Below are 22833 nucleotides of genomic sequence, written 5' to 3'. Positions count from 1 at the left end.
AATAGCTTGCGGAATAGCGTGTGCGGGTGCGCTTCGCGCAACGCACCCTCATCCGCCCTTCGGGCACCTTCTCCCGAGGGGAGAAGGAACAGCGCAACACGCTTCGCTGTTCAAGCCCCTCTCCCACCGGGAGAGGGGTTGGGGTGAGGGTGCCCCATCGGCCGATATACGTCGACAAACAAAGATGCGCATTGCCAATCAGCACACGTGCATCATCAACCCAGAGGTCGATACATGTCACATCATCAGATGGGCATCGGCACTCAACGAATCAACTCCGGCGCATTCTGCTTCAATGCAGCGCTACCGCGTCGAACAGGCTGCGTAGTGCTGCAGTACTACCACTTCGTTTAGCCAAATAATGATGCGACACCACCGCCTGAAGCAGGCCGCGTGGTAATGCAATGCCACTACGTCAAGCAAGCCGCGTAGTAAGCGGGATGGCTTTCGGGTGCGCTTCGCTGACGCCCCCTCATCCGCCCTTCGGGCACCTTCTCTCGAGGGGCGAAGGAACAGCGCAACACGCTTCGCTGTTCAAGCCCCTCTCCCGCCGGGAGAGGGGTTGGGGTGAGGGTGCCCCATCGGCCGATAAAGGAACCGCGGTTGCCGTTTACCTCAACGCGCAGCCTCGCGGCCGTTCAGTGCTGCGTCCTTGCTGAAGCGCGCATTCTTTGCGGCATACATCGCTTTGTCTGCGGCATGCATCAGGCTTGCCGCCTCGACCTGGTCGCCGTGCTGCCAGGCGATGCCGATGCTGGGTTGGATCGGTAGCCGCTGCTCGCCAAACAAGGCACCAGCGGACGCTGCGTGGCGGATGCGCTCGGCAACCCGGGCGCAGTCGGCGTCGGGCGTCTGCAGATTGTCCAGCAGCACCACGAATTCGTCGCCGGCCAGACGCGCCACCAGGTAACGGCCTTCCACCGCGCGCTGCAGGCAATGGCCGAATTCCACCAGCACCGCGTCGCCGGCGCGGTGGCCATAGGTGTCGTTGATGCGTTTGAAGCCATCCAGATCCAGAAACATTACCGCCACCGCGCGCTGCAACCGATGCGCCTGCAGCACGGCGGTCTGCAATGCCTCGGTCCAGGCATGGCGGTTAGGCAGACCGGTCAGCGCATCGCGGGTGGCACGCTCGTGCATCAGGCGGTGCAATGTCTTGTGCGCGGTGACGTCCTGCGCCATCAGGAAAAACCCTTGTGCACCGTCCAGCATGCGTCGGGTTTCCGGCACCAGGGTGATCTCCACATCGCGTGCGCTGCCACCCACATGCAACACATGCTCGAAACTGGCGCGTTGCCCGTCGGCCACCTGCGCCAATGCGATGCGTGCAGTCGCGCTGAGCGACGCGCCCAGCAGATGCGTGATCGGCGAGCCGACCAGGCTGGCCGGCTCCACGCCCAGCCAATCGCGGTGCGCTTCGTTGGCGAACAGGCAGCGTTGGCTGGCATCGAACTGGCTGACCAGCGCCGGGGTGGCATCGCTGATCGCACGCAGCCGCGCTTCGCTTTCTGCCAGACGTTCGGCGGCGACATGGCGCTCGGTGACGTCCTGGATCTGCGAGACAAAATGCACCGGCGCACCGCTGCCGTCGCGCACCAGCGACACCGACAACTGCGCCCAGATCACCGCGTCTTGCTGGCTGATGTAACGCTTGGCCAGGCTGTAGCTATCACGCTTGCCGGCGATGAGTTCCTGCACCAGTTGCAGGTCCATTTCCAGATCGTCCGGGTGGGTGATCTGCTGGAAGGTCGTGCGCAGCAATTGCTCGCGCGGGTAACCGAGGATGCTGCACAAGGATGGATTGACGTCGCGCCAAGCGCCTTCCAGCGAGACGATAGCCATGCCCTGCGGCGCGGTTTCGAAGGCGCCGGTGAAGCGTTCGGCGGCCAGCTGCGCGGCGGCCTGCGCCTGCAGCTCGGCGGTGACGTCGATGGCCATCGCCAGATACCCGGCCAGGCCTTGCTGCGCGTCATGGATGACGTTGAAGCACAGCCGCACTCGGCGCAGCTCGCCGTCCTTGCGCACCAGCGTCCACAGTTCTTCGGCCAGCACATTGCCGGCAGCGGCCGCAGCCAGTTCCACATATGCCGGCGGCGACAACGCCAATGTGGCCATGTGGCGCTCCAGCTCGGCCTGCAGATGGAACCGCGACGGACAGCTGCCCAGCACTTCGTCGGCCGCGTAGCCCAGCAGTTGTTCGGCGCCGGGATTGAACAGCTCGATGCGCCCCTGCGGGTCGAAGGCGATGATCGCCACGTCCTGCGAGGCATCCACCAGCGCCTGCAGCCGCGCGCGCTCGGCAGACAAGGCCGCCGACGCACCCCGGAGCTGGGTGATGTCGTGCATCACGCACACCGCGCCCAACGCAGTGCCCTTATCGCCGACCACCGGGTCTGCATTGCATAGCACGCTGCGCGGAGGCTGACCGTTGGCACGGATCACCAGTTCGGCATTGCGCACGTGCTCGCCGCGCCAGGCACGCAGCAGCGGAATGGCCTCGGTGGGCAGCAGAGCATTGCCGTCTGCGCTGTACAGATCGAAATGCTGCGCCCATTGCGCCGGTGGCAGCACGCGGAGGTCGGTGCCATGCCATTGCCTAGCGGCGTTGTTGAACTCGCGCAGCAGGCCGTCGGTGCCGCAGGCCACCACGCCGTCGGGCATGGCTTCCAGCAACATGCTCAACGTCTGCCGCTGCGCCTGCGCATCGCGCCGATCGCGGCGCGCTTCCAGCTGGCTGACCGCCTGCCGCGCGAGACGGATCAGCGCCTGTTTCTGATGTTCGTCGAGCACGCGCGATCTGGTGCTGAGCGTGCACAGGGTGCCGTAGGCATAGCCTTCGCGGCCGATCAGCGGCACCCCGACGTAGGAGCGCACACCGGGTGCGGCGGTCACCAACGGGTTGTTGACGAAGCGTGGGTCGGCCTCGGCGTCGGGGACCTCCATCAACTCGGTGCCCATCACCGCGTAGGAGCAGAACGACACGCTACGCGGCGTGCCCTCCAGGTCGGTGCCGCAGCGCGCCTTGAACCATTGCCGGTCGGCATCCAGAAGCGACACCAGTGCCATCGGGGCGCCGCTGACATGCGCCGCCAGCCAGGCGATATCGTCGAACTCGGCCTCGGCCTCGGTGTCCAACACCCCCAGCCGGCGGACCGCGTCCACGCGCAAGGCGTCGTTGGCGGGAATCGGCACGGGCGGCAACAGAACGGTCATGGCGTGATGGGCGGGCGGCGTGTGGGCAAAGTAGGTCGCACCAGATAACGGCGAGGCGAGGATCAACTTGAGTGCACCCAGGCCGGGCCCGCTTGCGGCCGATTAAGAGTGGCTAACAACACGTAGCGAGCAGTCGTCAGGGTGTGGAGGTGGCGCTCAGAACCGGGGTGTACGCGTGGTACATGCCGCACCGCGCACCGGCCGCGCGCGCCTGGCGGCTGCACAATCGCCTTGTTAGCTGCTCCAAACCCTTGGCGGCCTGTGGGAGAGGGCCGCAGTGGCGAAACGATCATGCTGGCGTGTGCACCTGGCCGCTGCAGCTGTGCGTGGTGGGTTTACCTCCGTACGGACGCGTGGCGGGGCTCGGTCGCCAGCCGTCGTGGCGTCCACGCCGGATCCCGTGGTTTCCGCGTGCCGGTAGCGCTAAGCCAACACTGCGCAGGCGAGCCACTCACCGCGCGGCCTTGCTGTCCGTAACACCTGCGATGCCAGCGTTGCCCGCCCCCCGAGCCAGACGGCTGCCCGCTGCGGCCTGCACGCGCCCGATCTCACGCCACCCATTCAACTCAACACGGCCTGCCGTCGCCATGCCCGCCGTTCCGGCAGCCCGCCAGCGCTGCCCACCACCCCCATGCCGAACAGCATTTGCGGCCTCGCCAAGCAGCCACTACCCTCGGCCGATTACCCTGCTCTGGAGTGTCACATGCTGCGTCCGCTGTCCCTGTTGATCGCCGGTGTGCTCGGCGTCGCCACCGGTACCGTTGCCCCCGCTGTCGCCGCCGCCCCGGCCAGCCTGTCCAAGACCGCGGACAGCAGCGCCATTCCGGACATCGCCTACACCCGCTTCACCCTGCCCAACGGCCTGACCGTGGTGGTGCACGAAGACCACAAGGCGCCGGTGGTGGCGGTGAGCATCTGGTACCACATCGGTTCCGGCGACGAGCCGGCCGGCAAGACCGGCTTTGCGCATCTGTTCGAGCATCTGATGTTCTCCGGCTCTGAAAACAACAAGGGCAGCTTCTTTGCGCCGCTGGAACAGGTCGGCACCACCGACATGAACGGCACCACCTGGTTCGACCGCACCAACTACTTCGAAACCGTGCCGACCACCGCGCTGGATACCGCGCTGTGGCTGGAATCGGACCGCATGGGCCACCTGCTCGGCGCCATCGGCCAGGAAGAACTCGACACCCAGCGCGGCGTGGTGCAGAACGAAAAGCGCCAGGGCGAAAACCGCCCCTATGGCCGCGTGGACCAGAACATCCTGTCCAACCTGTTCCCGGCCAACCACCCGTACCAGCACGACACCATCGGCTCGATGGAAGATCTGGACGCGGCCTCGCTGGGCGACGTCAAACAGTGGTTCAACGACAACTACGGCGCCGCCAACACCACCCTGGTGCTGGCCGGCGACATCACCGTGGCGCAGGCGCGCGCCAAGGCACTGCAGTACTTCGGCGATATCCCGTCCGGCAAGCCGGTGGCGCGTCAACAGCCGTGGGTCACACCGCTGGCCGCGCAGAAGCGCGGCGTGCAGCACGACCATGTCTCGCAGCCGCGCATCTACCGCACCTGGGCCGCGCCGCAACTGGGCACCGACGACATGATCCAGCTGGATCTGGCCACCACCGTGCTGGGCGGCGGCAAGACCTCGCGGCTGTATCAACGCCTGGTCTATCAGGACAAGTTGGTCGATGACGTGTCCGCCTCGGTGCAGCCGTTTGCGCTGTCCAGCCAGATGCAGATCCAGGCCGACGTCAAAGACGGCGTGGACCCGGCCAAGGTCGAGGCGGTGATCGACGAAGAACTCAAGAAATTCATCGCACAAGGCCCGACTGCCGACGAGTTGCAGCGCGCGCAGGTGGCCTACCGTGCCGGCTTCGTGCGCGGGCTGGAAAAGGTCGGTGGCTTCACCGGCAAGGCCGTGCTCCTGGCCGAGGGCCAGGTCTATCGCGGCGACCCGGGTGCCTACAAAAAAGATCTGCAGCGCGGCCAGGCCGCCACCGTGGATAGCGTCAAGCAGGCCTCCGCCACCTGGTTCGGCAAGGGCGACTATCTGCTCACCGTGCTGCCGGCGAGCAAGGACTTCGACCCGGCTGCCGAAGACAAGGCGGTGGTCGCACGCGCCGCCGAACCGGGCAAGCCGGCGCCCAAGCTGCCCGCCGCCGGCAAGTACAAGGTCACCGCTTCCAATGTGGACCGCAGCACCGGCGTGCCCAAGACCACCCAGTTCCCTGACCTGAGCTTCCCCACACTGCAGCGCGGCAAGTTGAAGAACGGCATCGAAGTGGTGCTGGCCGAGCGCCACACCATCCCGGTCACCCAGGTCGAGTTGCTGTTCGACGCCGGTTACGCCGCCGACCAGGGCAAGAAGCTCGGCACCGCCAGCTTCAGCGCCGCACTGATGAACGAGAGCACCGCGTCGCTGGATTCGGTGGAAGTGGCGCAGCGCAAGCAGCGCCTGGGCGCGATCACCGGCGTCGGCTGCGATCTGGATAGCTGCAGCGCCTCGCTCAATGCGCTCAACGACCAGCTGCAGCCGTCGCTGCAATTGTTCTCCGACATCGTGCGCAACCCGGCATTCAAACCGTCGGACATCGAACGCATCCGCGGCCAGTGGCTGGCCGGCATCGCGCAGGAAAAGACCAAGCCCACCAGCCTGGGCCTGCGTGCGCTGCCGCCGCTGCTCTACGGCGACAAGCATCCGTACGGCATCCCGCTCACCGGCAGCGGCACCGAAGCGGCGATCAAGAGCCTCAATGCCAAGGACCTGCAGGCCTTCCACGGCCAGTGGCTGCGCCCGGACAACCTGCGCATCCTGGTCGCCGGCGACACCACGCTGGCGCAGATCATCCCGCAGCTGGATGCCGCATTCGGCGATTGGAAGGCCCCGGCCAGCCCGCTGCCGAAGAAGAACCTGGTCGACGTGGCCGTGCAGCCCAAGCCACGTGTGTACCTGATCAACCGGCCGGATGCCCCGCAGTCGGTGATCCTGGCCGGCCTGCTGGCACCGTCGACCAAGACCCAGGACAACCTGGCCATTGGCGTGGCCGACGATGCGTTCGGCGGCACCTTCACCTCGCGGTTGAACATGAACCTGCGCGAGAACAAGCGCTGGGCCTACGGTGCCGGCACTCGTCTGATGGATGCGCAGGGCCAGCGGCCGTATCTGTTCTCTGCACCGGTGCAGACCGACAAGACCGCCGAGTCGGCCAACGAGATCCTCAAGGAAGCCCGGGCCATCGTCGGCGACAAGCCGTTGACCGGCGAGGAGATCGAAAAGATCAAGAACCAGAGCATCCGCGCCCTGCCCGGCAGCTACGAAACCACCACCGCCGTGCTGAGCGCGATCGAAGGCATCGTGCAGTTCGACCGCCCCGACGACTACGTGCAGACGCTCAAGCCGCGCCTTGAAGCGATCGACCAGCCGGCCGCGCAGAAGGCCATCGCGCAGATCATCAAGCCCGACGCGATGACCTGGGTGATCGTGGGCGACCTGAAGAAGATCGAAGCCCCGGTGCGCGCGCTCAAGCTCGGCGAAGTGCAGGTGCTGGACGCCGACGGCAAGCCAGTCAAGCGCTGAGGTTTCGCTAATGCCCTGCACCCACCCGCTTGCGATGCGTAGGCGGGTGGGTGCAGGGCAGCGGCGCGTTGCTGGGTGTGCAGTGGTTTGGGTGATGCGCCGATCGATTGTTCGATTGGTCGGTTATTCGTTTGCTTGGTCGGTACGCCGGTCGATTGATTGATCGGTCGGTCGGTCGGTCGGCAAGTTGACCGCTTGGTTGACAGAATGCGCGTTGCGGATTGATCGCCGGCTCGAGTGGTCGAGCGTTTGGTTGACCGGCTGTGGACTGGCCGATTGGCCGATTGGCCAAGGATCGGGGATCGGGGATCGGGGATCGAGGATCGAGGATCGAATGTTGGTTAACCGGTTATTCGATTGCCCGGCTGTTCGAATGGCATATTGATTGGTCGGCCCACGGTTTGCAGTCGGCTCGGTCCGTTCTTCGCGCTAAACCGCAACGGCTGGTCGGCTGTTTGATTGGTCTATTAATTCATTGATTGACGGTTGGCCGCAACAACAACTGAACCATCGGCAGGTGGCACTACAGGCCGCTCGCACCGATCCGCACTCCGCAGCCCGCGCGTCACGCTGGTCGGTCGGCTGTTTGATTGGTCTATTGATTCGTTGATTGACCGTTGGCCGCAGCAACAACTGAACCATCGGCAGGTGGCACTACAGGCCGCTCGCACCGATCGGCACTCCGCACTCCGCGCGTCACGCTGGTCGGTTGTTTGATTGGTCAATTGATCGTTGATTGACGGTTGACTGCAGCAACAACTGAACCATCGGCAGGTGGCAACACAGCCCGCTAGGCCTGATCAACAGCCCGCAGCCCGCGCGTCACGTCAGCACGTCAATTTCCGGCGGCGGCAACCCTCATATCGACGCCATGTTATCGGCCATTCCGGTAAGGTTGGACCCTCTCCTCGACAGGTGTTTGGCTGATCCGATGAAAGAGATGCCGACGGCAGATGAAGCCTCCCGCCAGCAGGTCCTCGATGGTTACCGCATCGTCGACAGCCTGCCCGAAGATACGTATCAGGACATCGTGCAGGTGGCCGCATCGCTCTGCAATACGCCTATCGCGCTGATGTCGTTGGTAGACCGCGACCGCCAATGGTTCAAGGCCCAACTTGGCCTGGGGTTGCAACAGACCGACCGCAGCCAGGCCGTTTGCGACCACGCCATCCGCGACCCCGGCCACCTGATGGAAGTGTCGGACCTGACCCAAGACCCACGTTTCCGCGATATTTCCGTGGTCACCGGCGACACCGGCGCACGCTTCTACGCAGGCATGCCGTTGGTGACGACCGAAGGCGTGGCGCTAGGCACGGTGTGCGTGCTCGATACCGAACCGCGCTCGCTCAACGAACTCCAGCGCACCGGATTGCAGGCGCTGGCGCGCGTCGCCATGAACCTGCTGGATGGGCGTCAGGAAGCACTGCAACAAGAACGCAACGCCATCCTGCAGCCGGCCGCTGCCGCGGATACCCAGACTCCGTACCGGCTGGTGATCCTGGAAGTGCAGGAACTGGCCGCCTTGGCAGAACGCCAGAGCGAGCGGCTGCTCGGCCGTACCTTGCAACAGCTCGACCAGGCGTTTGCCGCACTGGTGCAGGGGCCGGGCAACAGCATCGACCGGGTCACCGACAGCGCGGAATTCATCGCCGTCCTGCGCGACCCCGATGCCGAACGCACGCTGCAACACCTGCGCGACGTCGCGCAGTTGCAACATGCGCTGGGCCTGACGGTGTTACTCGGCGAAGCGCAAGCCACCCGCGCCGACGAACCGATCGGCCAAGTCTTTTTACGTGCGGAAATTGCGCTGAGCGCAGAGAAGGATCGCTACCGGCAGAGTCTGGCGTAGGCCGCTGCTTCGCTGCCGTAGCCGTACCCTAACCCCAACCCCTCTCCCGCCGGGAGAGGGGCTTCACGGCAGCGATCGGCGGACTGCCTTCCCCCGCCTGCGGGGGAAGGTGCCCGAAGGGCGGATGGGGGCCAGCCGTTGGCCGATCCAGCCAACTGTTCTCACCCTGATGGGCACAACGCCTTTGCAAGGTAAAACTCAGTGTTGGGTGCGCGGCTTGAGCGGTGAGGGGCGTCCTGGCGCGTTTCCAGCGCATGCCTACGCTGTGCTCAGATGGCGGTCTGTCACCGTGCCCTTACCCCGACGCCTTAGAGCTCTCCCGCAGGCGGGAAAGAGGCTTGAAGCGCATGACGGTCTCTAACGCGGAATGGGGCGCCGCAAATACCCCACCTACCCCACCGCGCACTGCTTCAATTGCCGGTCGGCATACCACAGCGCGCGGCGTGCCAGGTCGTAGGCGCTGTCGGCCTGACGTGGCAACAGCTGCGCAGCCAATACCGGGTCGGCACCATTGTTGAGCGCGTGTTCGGCACGCTCCAGGTCGGACAGATGCGTGCGGACCGGCGACAGCAACGATTTGCGTTTGGACGCATCGCAGCGGGCACTGCGTTGTTCCAGTGTTGCCAATGCCTCGCGGATGCGGCGGCTGGCTTCGCCCTTGAGGTCGGGCAATGTTTCATGCGCGATCGGCGCGGCCTTGTACGCATCGCCAGTGGCCTCGCTGCCCATTTCGGCCTGATTTCCGGCCAATGCAGGATTGAAGCGTACGTCCGGCGGCGGCCTTGCCTTGGCCACCTGCGTCTGCGGCCCGTTGAGCATGTCGTTGAACTTTTTCATGCCGCGATTCATTTCCTGCATCGCCACATCGCCCAGCGTGCCGTCGCTCTTCCAATCCTTGGCAAAGCGCGTGTCCTGGTACTGCACCGGGTTGACCCGCTCCATCACGTTGCGCGCCTTGGCCTGCGCCCGCGCGTCGGTCATGCCCGGCGGCACTGCGTCGCCTTGCGCCATCGGGTCGACCTTGGTGTCAAGCGGCATGCGCAGACGGCCTTCGCGGGTATACAGCTGCGCTGCCATCGATGCATCGGCCGGCGCATTGGCGGCAGCGACCTGGCGTTGCGGCGGCGGAGTGCGCGTGGGCGGTGGCGCACGACGGGCAGCCGATGCGGAGGCGGCGGTGGCGCGCTGTTGCCGCTTGGGCTGCTCCTGCGGTGGCGGCTCGACCGGCGCCGGCGGCGTCACCTGCGGACGCGGCAGGAAATACACCTGTAGGCTTTCATCCTGCTGCACGGTAAGACGCGGAGCTGGCATGTACAGCAACAGGCACGCAAGAAAAAACAGGATGGCGCCCGTGCATGCGGCTGCAGCAACATGCGGGACAAGCGCTTCCTTCCTGCGGGTAATCACAATGCGGGAGACCGATAAGAGAAGAGACGGGCACCGCACCACCAACCCCGGTCCGGAGCGCGCAAATCTAGCCGGCGCGGCGTTTACGCGCGTTTGAAATTCGTTGTCTGCTCAATAGGGACCAGCCGCCATTCACATTGAGCGCATGCCTGGGCTGAACCATTCGCCTCACCGGCTGACGTTCGCGATTGCCGCCCAGCGCCACCTTCGATGCACGGGTGGCGGCGCTGGCAGAGCGCTGTGGTCTGCGAGCCGCGCCACGCCAGATTGCTCCTGCCACCTGCGGCGGCGCTGCTGACGCGCCACCGCATCGCGCGCTGCGCCGCCGACCCTGCGCAAGTACCCCAGGCAGCAGCACCGGACACGAGCATCGGCCCGTCTTGATGGCGCTGGCATGGCAGCCCGCGCGTCTACTGCAGCAGCTACGACGAGCGCGCTGCAGGCGCTGGACGATGCGGTGTGCGCTGCGCCGCACGTTGCGCGGCAGCCGCCAGCCGAACGCTGGGTGATCTTCGACACCACCGCCGCCGGCCTGGCCGTGCCCAACGCGCACGGGCTGCAGGCGCTGTTGGGGATAGAACAGGGGGCGTGGGTCTGAGGCAGTGCCCGCTGCATGCCGGGCGTCACCTGCCACGACGCTTCGGCATCGTCGCCGGCCGATGCTTGTTGCATGTCGGCACGTCAGACCCAGCCGCACAGACCAGCGCCTCAGGGTGACCACCGCTCAGGTCCTACATGCGCCCGGTCACTGCCACGCAGACAACGGGTGCGGCGGATGCCCCAGTGTCTCCATTGACGGCGCCCCCGATGCCGGCGCAATAACGCTAGCCGCTGCCATGCCCTGGCGCGCTTCTTGCAGCGACGGCATCTAACTCAGCACGCCGTCGCTGCACTCAAGCTGCCTGGATCCGCGCCGATACGCCTGGATTGGCGCTCGTTGCGGCGGCGCGCCGGATCACCTTGCTGAATCCCGTTGTCACCGCGCGAAGTCTGTCGGCGTTCCGGCATCTCACGCAGTCCCGCCCGCCACTTTGGTCGTTTACCATGCCCTACGCCACTGCCCGTTCTGGAGATGCCATGAGTTCTGCCGCGCCCCCGTGTTGCACGTCGCTGCTTGGCCTGTCGCTGAGCATGTTTGTTGCGCCGTGCACGCTGACTGCCGCGCCGCTGGATACTCCGGTCGTCAATGCGCCTGCGTCCACGCCGCCGACGCCCGATGTGGCCTACCCGGAACTGTTCCAGGCGGTGCAGAGCGGCGAGCTGTTCGACGACCAGAAACATTTCGTCGACTTTTTGCCGCTGCGCGACCCGGCCCTGATCAACGCCGACTATCTGGCGCAGCACGATCACCCGGGCTTTGATCTGCGCAAGTTCGTGGACGCCAATTTCGAAGAGTCGCCGCCGGTACAGACCGACGCCATCCGCCAGGACACCGCGCTGCGCGAGCACATCGATCTGTTGTGGCCGAAGCTGGTGCGCAGCCAGAACCACGTGCCGCCGCATAGCAGCCTGCTGGCGCTGCCGCACCCGTACGTGGTGCCGGGCGGCCGCTTCCGCGAGGTGTACTACTGGGATTCCTACTTCACCATGCTGGGCCTGGTGAAGAGCGGCGAGACCACGCTCAGCCGCCAGATGCTGGACAACTTCGCCTACCTGATCGACACCTACGGGCATATTCCCAACGGGAACCGCACCTATTATCTCAGCCGCTCGCAGCCGCCGTTTTTCTCTTACATGGTGGAGCTGCAGGCCGGCGTGGAAGGCGAGGCGGTCTATCAGCGGTATCTGCCGCAGCTGCAAAAGGAATACGCGTACTGGATGCAGGGCAGCGACGGGCTCAAGCCCGGCGAAGCCGCCCGTCATGCGGTGCGCCTGGCCGACGGCAGCGTGCTCAACCGCTATTGGGACGAGCGCGACACGCCGCGCCCGGAAGCCTGGCTGCACGACACCCGCACCGCCGCCGAAGTGAAAGACCGCCCGGCGGCCGAGGTCTACCGTGACCTGCGTGCCGGCGCCGAAAGTGGCTGGGATTACACCAGCCGCTGGCTGGCCGATGGACAAAACCTGCGCACCATCCGCACCACCGCCATCATCCCGATCGATCTCAACAGCCTGCTGTATCACCTGGAGCGCACTTTGGCCCAGGCCTGCGCGCAGCCGGGCGCCGAGTGCACGCTCGATTACGCCGCATTGGCGCAGCAGCGCAAGCAGGCCATCGACGCGCATCTGTGGAATGCGGCTGGCTACTACGCCGACTACGACTGGCAGACCCGCACGCTGAGCGACCAGGTCACTGCCGCCGCGCTGTACCCGCTGTTTGCTGGCCTGGCGTCGGACGCGCATGCCAAGCGCACCGCCACCGTGGTGCGCGCGCGTCTGCTGCGCCCCGGCGGCCTGGCCACCACCGCGGTGAAGACCGGGCAGCAATGGGATGAGCCCAACGGTTGGGCGCCGCTGCAATGGGTGGCGGTGGACGGCCTGCGTCGCTACGGCGAAGACGCGCTGGCGCGCACCATCGGCGAGCGTTTCCTCAGCCAGGTGCAGGCGCTGTTCGCACGCGAGCACAAGCTGGTCGAAAAATACGGCCTGGACGCCGCTGCGGCTGGCGGCGGCGGCGGCGAATACGCACTGCAGGACGGCTTCGGCTGGACCAATGGCGTCACCTTGATGCTGCTGAATCTGTATCCGGGTACCGACAAAAAAACCACGCCTGCAAAGCGCGCGCGCAAGACCGAAGCGACGGCGCGCTGAGTGTGCGCCAGCGATATGCCGGGCGCTGCTCGGCGTCGCTGACGGCATAGCGTTTCTGGTAGTCGGTAGGCCAGGATATCGCGAGGTTCGAAACAGCCGGTAGCCGGCGGGCGTATTCCCTTCGCCGGTGTTGTATTAACCGCCTTCCCGACGCAGGCGTCGCGTCGGTTGCACCTGCACAGATGCAGGCACAAAAAACCCACCGGTTTGACGGAGGTGGGCACCGCTACGTGAAGAGTTTCGACGCTCCTTGGGCTTAAATTGCTGGCGCCCGGCGTCGCTTGTCAACAGCAGCATAGCGAGACACTTGATACTTCTGCGTAGCGTGCTGGCGCGCATTGAGCAGCTAAGGAATACTGTGGATCACAGAGATGGATTGGACGCTCAATCGCCAAGGGAGGCTGGATGGGTTCACCAGATAACGTAGCGGCGGAACGCGGAGCAAGTACCAATCGGGAAACCATCGGACTGGTAGACCTGAGCTTTCCCTCGCTTTCCGCTGCAATGGCGCACTACACACACGTAACCGAGCAGAGCCGCGCCGGTCCGGTAGAGCGCTGGAGCTTGGCGATTGGATTGATCGGTGCGGGCGTGGGTATCTTGTCTGGCACCCTGTTGAGCGGCAAGACTGGCCTCTATCTCGCAGCCATAGGTCTTGCGGTCGAGTTGACTGGCTTTCTGGTCTACGGCGCACTCTCATTTAAGCGCGAGTGGCCTGGATTCCGCCGCCCCTATGCGGATCATGCAGAGCAGATGGAGCGGGAGTTTTACCACTACCAATCCATCGTCGCGGCACTCCGATGGTTTCCATTGGAGCAGCGACGCCGACGCGAGGCGTTCATGCGCGACCGTCGTACCAACATGCACGACCGCCTGGGGCTGTTCACTGGCGGCATGGAGAAGCTGGGCTTTATGCCCGTCCTGCTCGCCCTCTATCTGCAGCTGAAAGACTGGCGTATGGGTGACTGGACGGTGTTGAGCAAGATCACCCTGATGCAGGGCGTGCTGGCCTTTACGCTCTTGTTTGCTTTTGCGATGTCCTGGCATCTCATTCGCCTACGTATACGCGTACAGTCGTATGAGCAATTATTGGTAGAGGCAAACCGGCAAGATAGCGTTTCAAGCAGTTGATGGACGATCAAGCGCAGGCGCTCACTTATACTGCAACAATAGCGATGCTCCGTTAGCACCACGTCATTCCTGGCTTGCACTTTGGCAGTGATGCATCACAAGAATCGCCGTCCGCTCAATCTCAAAAATGAGTCATCATCAATCCACGCCCAGGAAAAGAGGCACTTTTATGTCAGAGACATTTGAATGGATAAGTTTCCCAGAAGGTCGTGCACGTTTTTCTGGAGGCATCCGCGGATTTGATGAGCTAGGGCATGAAACTTTTTCAGTAGATATTGATCAGGCCGAGGTTTTCGGAGAGCTTGACCAGAAGTGGCTGGAGGACAAAGTCCACTTCAACATTCACATAATAAGCTTTGGATATCTAGATGAGTTACAGGTCGGCATGCCGCTTCCATCTTTTTCAACTAGGGCGTTCACACTCGACCAGCTAGAAACGGTCAAACTCTTGGTCAACAGGCTAATAGCGGCAGGTTTGCAGTTCGAAAACAGGCCATCCGTGCTGAGGGAATCAAAGAAGTCTTTCTTCACAGGTAAGGTTATTTTTGAGCAAGATTGGGCCCTGGTGAATTCCACTCATTCGTTGGGACTCAGCAATGAGTGACTACAAAACCGATGTAGAACTCATTAAACAATCCAATAGCCTGGAAGAAATAGCGAGTATTGCTAGAAAATACACTGCTACAGTAGACAGCGAAGGCGGGATCCTCTACAGCAGAAAAATTGGCGAAGTTTCCTCGGAAATTGCAGCTGTCGAATTATCCAAAAATACCGGACTACCCGTAATAAATGACACACCGCGCGCGCAATTTCTTTCCGATAAACAAGTCCGCACTGCAATAACGAATAGAACCATAGATATCTTTGAAGATCTGGGTCAGGATGCGATAACAGCGAAGGACTCTGCAAGTTCATTCTTGTACGGAGATCCTAACGTCCCATCGCAGAACCCGACGTCCCTGTCGAGGTGCCTCTGGGGCGAAGCCTCTCAGGAGTTCGCAAGTTCTCTGCGCGGTGACATCAAAGTTGTTGCTTCTGCTGCCAACCTGGAGCGTGTCTTCGGTCAGGTGGAAGTGCCGGCCGTCCTGAGCAACCCGAATGTCACGTCGTTGGGCGGGCAGCCTGTCCCAAAGTTACAGGCGCTGTATGCCCAAGGTGGCGCAGGTGCCGTGCTGCCGGAAGTACAAACGCAATTTATTCAAGCAGCACCCAAAGGAATCTTTACAACGGCGGGAAGCATTGGAAACGAGGTCAAAGATGTCACGTTTTCACGTGAGTTTGCTGGAAGCTTTGACCTAAAGGAGACGCACTTCCGGCCATCAGCAGAACTCAGCGCCTCCGGCATGGTCCGCGCACCGACCGGGCTGGATGCGCCAGCCGTAGGCATCGCAGAGACCGCGCTCAGCGCAGAGGTGGCGGCATCGCGCAGGCTCTCCTCCGGCACCGTCCGTGGGCTGGGCATTGTGGGCGCGGCGGCGGCCGTGTACGACCTGGGCGGTACGGCAAGAAACACCGAGCGGCTGGACGCGCAGGGCAACAGCACTGCGGCCGATGCAGAGGTCACCCGCTACGCCACACGAAATCTGGGCACCTTCGGCGGGGCAGTGCTTGGCAGTAGCGTAGGCGCAGCGCTAGGTGTGGAGTCTGGCCCGGGCTTACTAGTCACAGGTGCGGTTGGCGGCATCGTTGGCGCGGTGGGCGGCGACAAGCTGGCCGATGTGATCAATGATCATCGCATTTCCCATCAACAAGATGCGCAAGGCAATACGTGGCGCCTTGAGAATCACCAAGCCGGAGAACGGTGGGCGCGTGACGTCAGCACTGGCGAAGTCGATCCAGCAGCTGTCGCCTTTGGCGAAGCCGGCGTGCCGCTCTTCAAGACGCGGACCGAAGTTGCCACGCCGGAAGTCGCGGACTTGCTGACCTTCAAAGCATCTCGTACGTCTATCGAGCTGGCACTCGGTTCGCCGCCGCAGAATAAAGATCCCTACACCCAACCGGCCAACGAGCACGACACGCGCAGCCTGCGCGAATCCCCGTGGGTGCACAACGCGAATACGCAGCAGTGGACGCGCCAGATAGCTGATGGCCTGATCGATCGCACGATGAGCACGCACACCGAAACGGCGAGCCCTCAACGTGCGTCGCAACTTGATGCCGCTTCGCAGCAAATCATCAGGCAGAACGCGATGCACACGCCAGCAGCGATGGCCGCGCACTACAAAGAGACCTACGAGCAAAATGGCTGGGAGCGTCACGCCTACATGCCCGCCGCAGTGCATGACGCACTGAAGCATCCCGGCCGGATCGTCGGCTCAGACGGCGACCTCTACGAACGTGGCAAAGATGGTCAATGGACCCATGACGGGATGCTCTGGGACAGCCAGGCCAAGGGAAACTTGAAGCAAGAGCTTGATGGAACCTACGCAGCCCAGACCCTAGGCACACAGCGTACGGCTGCACAGCCGGCGGCCCAGACTGCTGGCGAACCGATCAAAACGCTAGAGACGATCCATGTCACTGCGCCGCGCACGCAAAGCCATGACAACGCGGACACCTCTTCGAAGAAGACTCAGGAAGACACAGATGTACGCGGCCATAGCGTCCCCGCACGGCCGCAAGCATCGGGCCCGCAAAATCCGGATCATCCCGATCACGTCATGTTGAGGCAGATCCGCGAAGGGGTGGCCAAGATCGATGAGAGCGTGGGTAAGCCGTATGACGAAATGAGCGAACGCGTCAGCCGCTGCCTGCTGGCCGCGTGCAAGGACAATCGCGAGCGCTATCCAGACGCCGGCAATACCTCGCTTGCAGCTAATGCACTGCAGCGCGTGGATCACGTACTGATGGGAAAGAACGGCAATCTCTTCGCGGTCGAGGGACGCCTCGACGACCCGACGCACAAGCGCGTCGTCGTTTCTATAGACCAGGCAATTCATATCCCTTTGGAGCAGTCGGATGCAAAGCTACAAACGGCCAACCAAGCCATCGCCCAGGAGCAGACGCAAACACGACAGCAGGAATTGGCACGCAGCCAACAGCAAGATGGGCAGCAATCGCCGCGCATGAGTGTCTGATCAACTTCTCAGAATAGGTTTGCAGCGTAGCTAGCCCTGGGCAACGCTGCCTTCCGCGCGATGGTCGAAGCCCAAAGCCGACCCTTTGCCGGAACCAGGCACGCTCGTCGGCTACGCAAGCCAAGCGCCGTCGATTGATAAGTGAACCTGACCCTAAGGTTTGCACGACACCCGCACCGGCGCGATCCAGATACGGCCCGGTCACCGAGCGCGCACGCCCCACCGCGATCTTGTAGGTGCTGCTGGCGCCTTTGCAGCACGCATCGAACGACACGAACAGGTAGTATCAGCCATTGGCCTGCTGGATGAACGGTGCTTCCACCGCGCCCGGGTACGGCCGGCTCGCCAGGCTGTAGCGCGCCGTGTTGCCGGACAGCTGCTTGCCGGTGCCCGGATCGAGCTAGATCAGCTTGATCCCCGACCAGAACGAGCCGAACGCCAGCCACCACTTGCCGTTACCGTCCACCACCAGATTGCCGTCGATGGCGTTGTAGTCGTCGCTGCCTTTTGGAGGTGTAGACAATGCCTTGATCCTTCCACGAGCCAGGCTTGCCGGTGCTGCTGCTGGCAAGCGCAATCGCCGAGGTATTGGTGGCGAACTTGGAGGCGATGTAATACATCAGGTACTTGCCGCCGTGGAAGGACACATCCGGCGCCCACAGCTGGTTGTCCGGGTTGTAGCTGCGCACCCAGCTCGGCATGCTGCTGAAGATCGCGCCCGCATTGCTGAATTTGGTGCGGTCGGTACTGGTGACCACACCGGTGGTGGCATAGATGTAGTAACGCCCATCGCTCAACTTGAGCATCGACGGGTCGTGCACGATGGTGTCGCCGCTCACCGCACCCGGCCCCACTACCGCCTGCACGGGTGCGCTGTGCAAGCCAGTGGCAGCGGCGGCCAGGACCAACAGTGACGCGGTTGCGCCGCCACGCAGCGACATTCCAGACCAGCCCCCATCCACTCGACTGCCAGCAACCACGCGCATCGCCGCACTCCTTGAACAACGTAAAGACGTTTTCTGCAGGAGCAATCTAGCCCGGCGGCAATGCCACGAATCCGACGCCGATCTCAGAAGCACGGCGCCGGCAGCTTGGTACCGTGTTTTGCGACGCGCCTTCGACGAGGCGTGCGACGCAGCTGAGTGCCGGGCGTAAGTTATGTGGATCCGATCGCGATAGCAGCGCCGTCGTGCGCAGGCGCCTGCGCGCGCATGCGTCGCCGATGCACTGCGGGGTCACCGACGCGACGCTGTATGCATCATTCCACCCGCACGCGCAGATCGCGGTTGGTCGTCGCTGTGTTGCCGCTGTAATCGCGTGCGGTAATGCGCAACGTGTAGTCGCCCGGCGCCAACGCACCGGCCTGCCACTGCCCACTGCCGAGACGGCCATCGCGCACCGTGTTGCTGACCAGATAGCGGAACCGCGTCACCGCGCTGCCATGCACGGTGATGCCGCTGTCGGGCGCATAAGCGGTGAGTACCGCAGCCGGATCGGCGGGCATGCGGTCGAACACGATCGTCATGCGTGGCGCGGCCTCGCCCGGCAATGCCACGCCCTGCGCATCCAGCACTTGATAGCCCAGTGCGTACAGGCCCAGGCGCCGACGCGGCAGATTGCGATCCACCTGATCCCAGGCCTCCACCATGATCTGCACCGCCGCCGCGCGCGGCACCTGCACCACGCCGTTGGTCACCGGTAAGGGCTGACCCGCAGCATCGAGCAGGCTCACCTTGTCGATGCGCGGCGCCACATGATCTGCGTAGCCAACAAACCCCAGCTGCACTGCATTGCGCTCGAAGCCGTTGGCCCCCACGGTCAGATGCACATGCGCCATGCCATTGAGCGTACCCAGCGCATCGCCGGCGCGAAACCGCGTGCCGCGCACTACGCGCATGCGTTCTGGCTTGCCGTCCACATCGCTCACCAACTGGAGACGTTGCGGGTCCAGCGGCTTGCCTTGCGCGGTGCGGCCCACGCGCAGATGGATGTAGCCGATGGTGTCCAGCACCATGCCTTCGCCCAGTTGCCCAAGCCCCCAACTGGCATTGGGGCTGGACACCTTGGCATCGGCAATCGCGAAGACCGTCTGACCGACATCGCCACGAATGTCCAGGCCCGCATGCAGATGATCGCGGCTGAGTCCCTGGTAGTTGCCGCGCACTTCGCCGAGCGTGCCCACCACCTCGTGCCAGCCGGTCTGCGGCTGCAACGGCCAACGGCCTTGGGTGACGGGCAAGGGCTGCGCGTCGGCCGGCCCGACCACGGGCGTGTCGTCAACGTTCGTCGCCGTTGCCGGCACCAGCCGATGCACGCGTGCGCTTCCTGCGTCGCTGACATACACCGCGCCCTGCGCATCCACCGCAATCCCCGCCGGGCGCGACAGGCGTTGCATCACATTCTCGCCGCTCATCGTCACCACATGCCCGGCGCGCGTCACCTGCAACACGCGACCGCTTGCATCGCCCACGTACAGCACGCCGTCGTGGGTGATGGCGAGTGTCATCGGTCGATACAACAGCGGGCTGAGGTCGGCAGGATCGCCGCCGACCAAGGTAGTGACGCTGCCATCGGCGTCGATACGGCGAATCGCATCGTTGCGCATGTCCGCCACCCACACCGCACCGTGGGCATCCACCTTGAGATCGGTCGGGGTATCGAAACGCGCCTGGTCGCCGACGCCATCGGCCATGCCGGGCAAGGCGCCACCGGCTAGCGTGCGCACCTGCCCGCCGGGCTCGATGACGCGAATGCGGTCGTTGTAGGTATCGGCGACATACACGCGCCCCTGCGCATCCACCGCCACGCCGATCGGCCCGTTGAAGCGCGCCTGCGCCGCCGCACCATCGCGAAACCCTGCACTGCCGTCGCCCGCGATGGTGGTCACCACGCCTTGCGGCGTGCGCTTGCGGATCGCGTGATTGCCGGTGTCGGCGATATACAGATTGCCGGCCGTGTCGAAGGCGATCCCCGAGGGCGTATTGAACGCTGCGGCCGCACCGATGCCATCGGCAAAACCTTCCCGCCCGCCAGCAAGGGTCTGCACGCTGCCGTTGGCGAGCACGGTGCGGAGACGGTTGTTATCGCCACCATCGGCGACGTACAGCGTGCCGTGCGCATCGATCGCCAGGCCGTAAGGGTCGGCAAACTGCGCGTCGGCCGCGCGGCCATCCTGCGCGCCACGCACTCCGTTGCCGGCCACCCACTGCAGCTGCGCCGACCAACCCAATGGCGTCGCAACCGGACCCTGCCCCTGCGGCACCACCGTTGGCGCCGGCACCCGCCACCAGGTCGCCAGCACTGCGGTCGTGGTTGCTACCAGCACTGCACAGATCCACAGCTTGCGTCGTGTTGCCATGCCAGTCGCGTGCGTGAGAGGAACCGCACTTTAAACGCGTTCGGCAACGTGGAGCGTTGAGCGCAGTGCCACGCGTGCGCCGAGGCACCGCACTCAATGCTGCGTCGACCTGCGGCAACCGCAAGCAGCAGGCGTGCGTGCGCAGGCGCTGCCGACACGCAGGCCGCGTATCATGCGCACTCTTTCACGTACTAGGGATGGACCCATGGCCGTACGCACGCTCAACGAATTTCTCGCCCACTCCAAGGAAAAGGACGTCAGCCCCGATCCGTTCGAGCTGGAAAACCCGCATCTGCTGGAAGTGCGCCTGGATGGCATGGTGTGGTCCAAGGCCGGCGCCATGGTTGCGCGCACCGGCAACGTCAAGTTCACCCGCGAGGGTTTGCTGGAACAGGGGCTGGGCAACCTGCTGAAAAAAGCGGTCAGCGGCGAAGGCATGCAGCTGATGAAGGCCGAAGGCCAGGGCCGCGTGTATCTGGCCGACCTCGGCAAGCTGGTCACGCTGCTGCGCTTGAATGGCGAGGCGATCTTCGTCAACGGCAACGATGTGCTGGCGTTCGAGTCCGGCGTCGAGCACAAGATCACGATGATGCGCAAAGTGGCCGGCATGCTCTCCGGCGGCCTGTTCAACGTGCGCCTGAGCGGCCACGGCATCGTGGCGATCACCTCGCACTACGAGCCGCTGACCCTGCCAGTGACTGCCGCCAGCGGCCCGGTGTTTACCGACCCCAATGCCACGGTAGCGTGGTCCGGCACATTGACCCCGGAGCTGGTGACCGATGTGTCGATCGGCACGCTGTTCGGTCGCGGCTCGGGCGAGAGCCTGCAGATGCGCTTCGCCGGCGAAGGCTGGGTGGTGGTGCAGCCGTACGAAGAAGCCAGCTTCCAGGCTAAGGGCTGATCGTGTGGTGCCCAGCCGCGCAGTTGCGTGGCTGGGCACTTCATGAGCATGCGCAGTGCGTTGGTGGCGCATGTGCTGTAGAAGCGCGTTGGACGCGATGTGGGTTTATCGCGACCGCCCTCGCGCCCGGGTGCGCTTCTACGAGGTAGCGGCGTGCATTACACCCAGCCGCGCTTGCGGAACCATGCCAGCGGAATCACCACGCTCAGTGCGATGACGCCCAGCGCCCAGAAATATGCATCGTGCCCCTTGAGCTCGGGCATGTAGGCGAAGTTCATGCCCCAGATGCCGACCAGCACGGTGGGCGGGATGCCGACCACCGACGCCACCGCCATCACCTTCATCACATTGTTCTGGTCCATGTTGATCATGCCCAGCACGCTGTCGAGCAGAAACTCGATGCGGTCGTCCATGTGCTGCTGAAATTCGCTCAAGGTGGTCAGGTCCTTGTGCAGCATTCCGATGCGCTTGGCCGCATCGGCGGCGAACCAGTCCGGCGCGGCGCCGTCCAGATAAGTAATCAAACGCAGCATGCCCTGCCCGGCGTTGTGCAGCCCGCCCAGCTGGCGGCCCATGCCGCCCACCTGGTGCAGCATGCGTTCCAGATCCTTGGTGGTGTGCGGGTTGTCGAACACCTGCCGCGTGGTCTCGGTGACCTGGGCTTCGAGCGCTTCCAGGCGGTCTGCCAGGCGCCCGACCAATTGATCGAACATGCGCAACAGCAAGTCGTCGGAACTGTGGCAGGGCTCGTGCTCCAACCGCGCGACCAACGCGTCCAGCGAGCCGATGCGCTGCTCGCGCTGGGTCACCAGCATGCTCGGCGACAGCGCAAACCCTAGCGGCGCGGTCGGGCCATCGTCGTCCTGAAATCGCGGCACATTGAGAAACAGCACATCGCCCTGGCGGCGCACCCGGCTGCTGAATTCGATCTCGCCGATGGCCGCACGGTCGGGCAGCGCAAACCCTACCTGCTTGGCGGCGTCGGCCAACTCTTGCGGACTCGGCTGGCACAGGTCGACCCAGTAACCTTGTGCGTGGTGGATTCCGGCAATCGGGTGGGTCGTGATCATGCGGCAGGCCGTGACAGTGGATGGCCGCGAGCATCCGGCCCCGCTTCATCGGCGTCAACGCCAACACACTGGCACGCTCAGCTGACAGTGGCCTTCATCGCGGCGACGTGCAGCCACTCAAGCAATGGAATCGCGTTGCGAAGCCTGCTTTGCTTTGCGGCACAGATCGAGCGAGCCAACCAGATGGGCTGACTGCGGGCGGTGCGCGGCCTGTTGCATGTGCCAGCGGCGTGCTTCGATGCGAGCGCCGAAACCTTCGGCGTCAGTGGCATTGCCATGCGCCGCCGCTGCACTCCGCTGCCGGCCCACATGTTCACCGACTGTCATCCAAGCATTACAGCGTGTGGCTGTCATGCAATCGCCAGCAGCCGGTCATACGCCGGCCATCTGGTACGACTATGCCGAGCCAGATGACATTGGTGCGGCATCTCGCACAAACAGCGATCCCCATTCCAGTGCGACCGTCTGCTCACGGTGGCATACATACTCCCGT

At 64.0% G+C, this 22833-nt stretch carries 13 protein-coding genes, 1 other RNA gene and 1 pseudogene; 8 read left to right on the top strand and 7 right to left on the bottom strand.

Annotation, left to right across the window (positions count from 1 at the left end):
- Nucleotides 1–615 precede the first annotated feature (615 nt).
- Together RQH86_RS14180 and RQH86_RS14175 are read right to left on the bottom strand one after the other, a co-directional pair.
- Nucleotides 616–3294 carry a PAS domain S-box protein gene (locus tag RQH86_RS14180; protein WP_311239683.1) on the bottom strand — a complete coding sequence of 893 codons (2679 nt, stop codon included), beginning with the start codon at nucleotides 3292–3294 and terminating at the stop codon, nucleotides 616–618.
- Nucleotides 3295–3323: 29 nt separating this feature from the next.
- Nucleotides 3324–3397: non-coding RNA, sX9 sRNA (locus RQH86_RS14175), on the bottom strand.
- Nucleotides 3398–3916: 519 nt separating this feature from the next.
- On the opposite strand from RQH86_RS14175, the gene RQH86_RS14170 reads away from it, so the two are divergent.
- Both RQH86_RS14170 and RQH86_RS14165 read left to right on the top strand, forming a co-directional pair.
- Complete coding sequence (locus tag RQH86_RS14170) at nucleotides 3917–6796, top strand: pitrilysin family protein (RefSeq protein ID WP_311239670.1); 2880 nt, start codon at nucleotides 3917–3919, stop codon at nucleotides 6794–6796.
- 931 nt (nucleotides 6797–7727) lie between these two features.
- Nucleotides 7728–8645 carry a GAF domain-containing protein gene (locus tag RQH86_RS14165; RefSeq protein WP_311239671.1) on the top strand — a complete coding sequence of 306 codons (918 nt, stop codon included), beginning with the start codon at nucleotides 7728–7730 and terminating at the stop codon, nucleotides 8643–8645.
- 390 nt (nucleotides 8646–9035) lie between these two features.
- Here the strand turns inward: RQH86_RS14165 and RQH86_RS14160 are convergent, their stop codons facing one another.
- Nucleotides 9036–10052 (bottom strand): hypothetical protein, encoded by a 1017-nt coding sequence (locus tag RQH86_RS14160; protein ID WP_311239672.1) that lies wholly within the window; start codon nucleotides 10050–10052, stop codon nucleotides 9036–9038.
- A gap of 222 nt (nucleotides 10053–10274) precedes the next feature.
- Between RQH86_RS14160 and RQH86_RS14155 the strand changes: the two are divergent.
- From RQH86_RS14155 to RQH86_RS14135, 5 genes and pseudogenes are all read left to right on the top strand, one after another.
- Nucleotides 10275–10650: pseudogene (locus RQH86_RS14155) on the top strand (DUF72 domain-containing protein); the annotation flags it as partial.
- A gap of 479 nt (nucleotides 10651–11129) precedes the next feature.
- Entirely contained in the window at nucleotides 11130–12803 is a 1674-nt protein-coding gene (treA, locus tag RQH86_RS14150) for an alpha,alpha-trehalase TreA (RefSeq protein WP_311239673.1), read from the top strand.
- A gap of 405 nt (nucleotides 12804–13208) precedes the next feature.
- Nucleotides 13209–13934 (top strand): hypothetical protein, encoded by a 726-nt coding sequence (locus RQH86_RS14145; RefSeq protein ID WP_311239674.1) that lies wholly within the window; start codon nucleotides 13209–13211, stop codon nucleotides 13932–13934.
- A gap of 169 nt (nucleotides 13935–14103) precedes the next feature.
- Nucleotides 14104–14538 carry a hypothetical protein gene (locus tag RQH86_RS14140; RefSeq protein ID WP_311239675.1) on the top strand — a complete coding sequence of 145 codons (435 nt, stop codon included), beginning with the start codon at nucleotides 14104–14106 and terminating at the stop codon, nucleotides 14536–14538.
- Nucleotides 14531–17011, top strand: a complete 2481-nt coding sequence (locus RQH86_RS14135) for an XVIPCD domain-containing protein (RefSeq protein WP_311239676.1) — start codon at nucleotides 14531–14533, stop codon at nucleotides 17009–17011. Before RQH86_RS14140 ends, RQH86_RS14135 begins: the two co-directional genes overlap by 8 nt.
- A 455-nt stretch (nucleotides 17012–17466) precedes the next feature.
- On the opposite strand, the gene RQH86_RS14130 is transcribed toward RQH86_RS14135, so the two are convergent.
- Complete coding sequence (locus tag RQH86_RS14130) at nucleotides 17467–17952, bottom strand: family 43 glycosylhydrolase (protein ID WP_311239677.1); 486 nt, start codon at nucleotides 17950–17952, stop codon at nucleotides 17467–17469.
- 317 nt (nucleotides 17953–18269) lie between these two features.
- The gene (locus tag RQH86_RS14125) at nucleotides 18270–20369 is read right to left on the bottom strand and encodes an NHL repeat-containing protein (protein WP_311239678.1); all 2100 of its coding nucleotides are present in this window, start codon (nucleotides 20367–20369) and stop codon (nucleotides 18270–18272) included.
- A gap of 205 nt (nucleotides 20370–20574) precedes the next feature.
- Here RQH86_RS14125 and RQH86_RS14120 point away from each other — a divergent pair, with 205 nt between their 5' ends.
- A complete protein-coding gene (locus RQH86_RS14120) occupies nucleotides 20575–21270 on the top strand; it encodes an AIM24 family protein (RefSeq protein WP_012437307.1) in 696 nt (231 codons plus the stop codon).
- Between the two features lie 158 nt (nucleotides 21271–21428).
- Here the strand turns inward: RQH86_RS14120 and RQH86_RS14115 are convergent, their stop codons facing one another.
- Nucleotides 21429–22340 carry a CorA family divalent cation transporter gene (locus tag RQH86_RS14115; protein ID WP_311260633.1) on the bottom strand — a complete coding sequence of 304 codons (912 nt, stop codon included), beginning with the start codon at nucleotides 22338–22340 and terminating at the stop codon, nucleotides 21429–21431.
- Between the two features lie 117 nt (nucleotides 22341–22457).
- Nucleotides 22458–22694, bottom strand: a complete 237-nt coding sequence (locus tag RQH86_RS14110; RefSeq protein ID WP_311260631.1) for a hypothetical protein — start codon at nucleotides 22692–22694, stop codon at nucleotides 22458–22460.
- Nucleotides 22695–22833: the final 139 nt, after the last annotated feature.

Origin of the sequence: Xanthomonas sp. WCS2018Noco2-27, from assembly GCF_031843525.1 — a bacterium.
Taxonomy (GTDB): domain Bacteria; phylum Pseudomonadota; class Gammaproteobacteria; order Xanthomonadales; family Xanthomonadaceae; genus Xanthomonas.
Note: the sequence above shows the minus strand (reverse complement) of the source record. Positions and strands in the feature narration are given on the sequence as shown.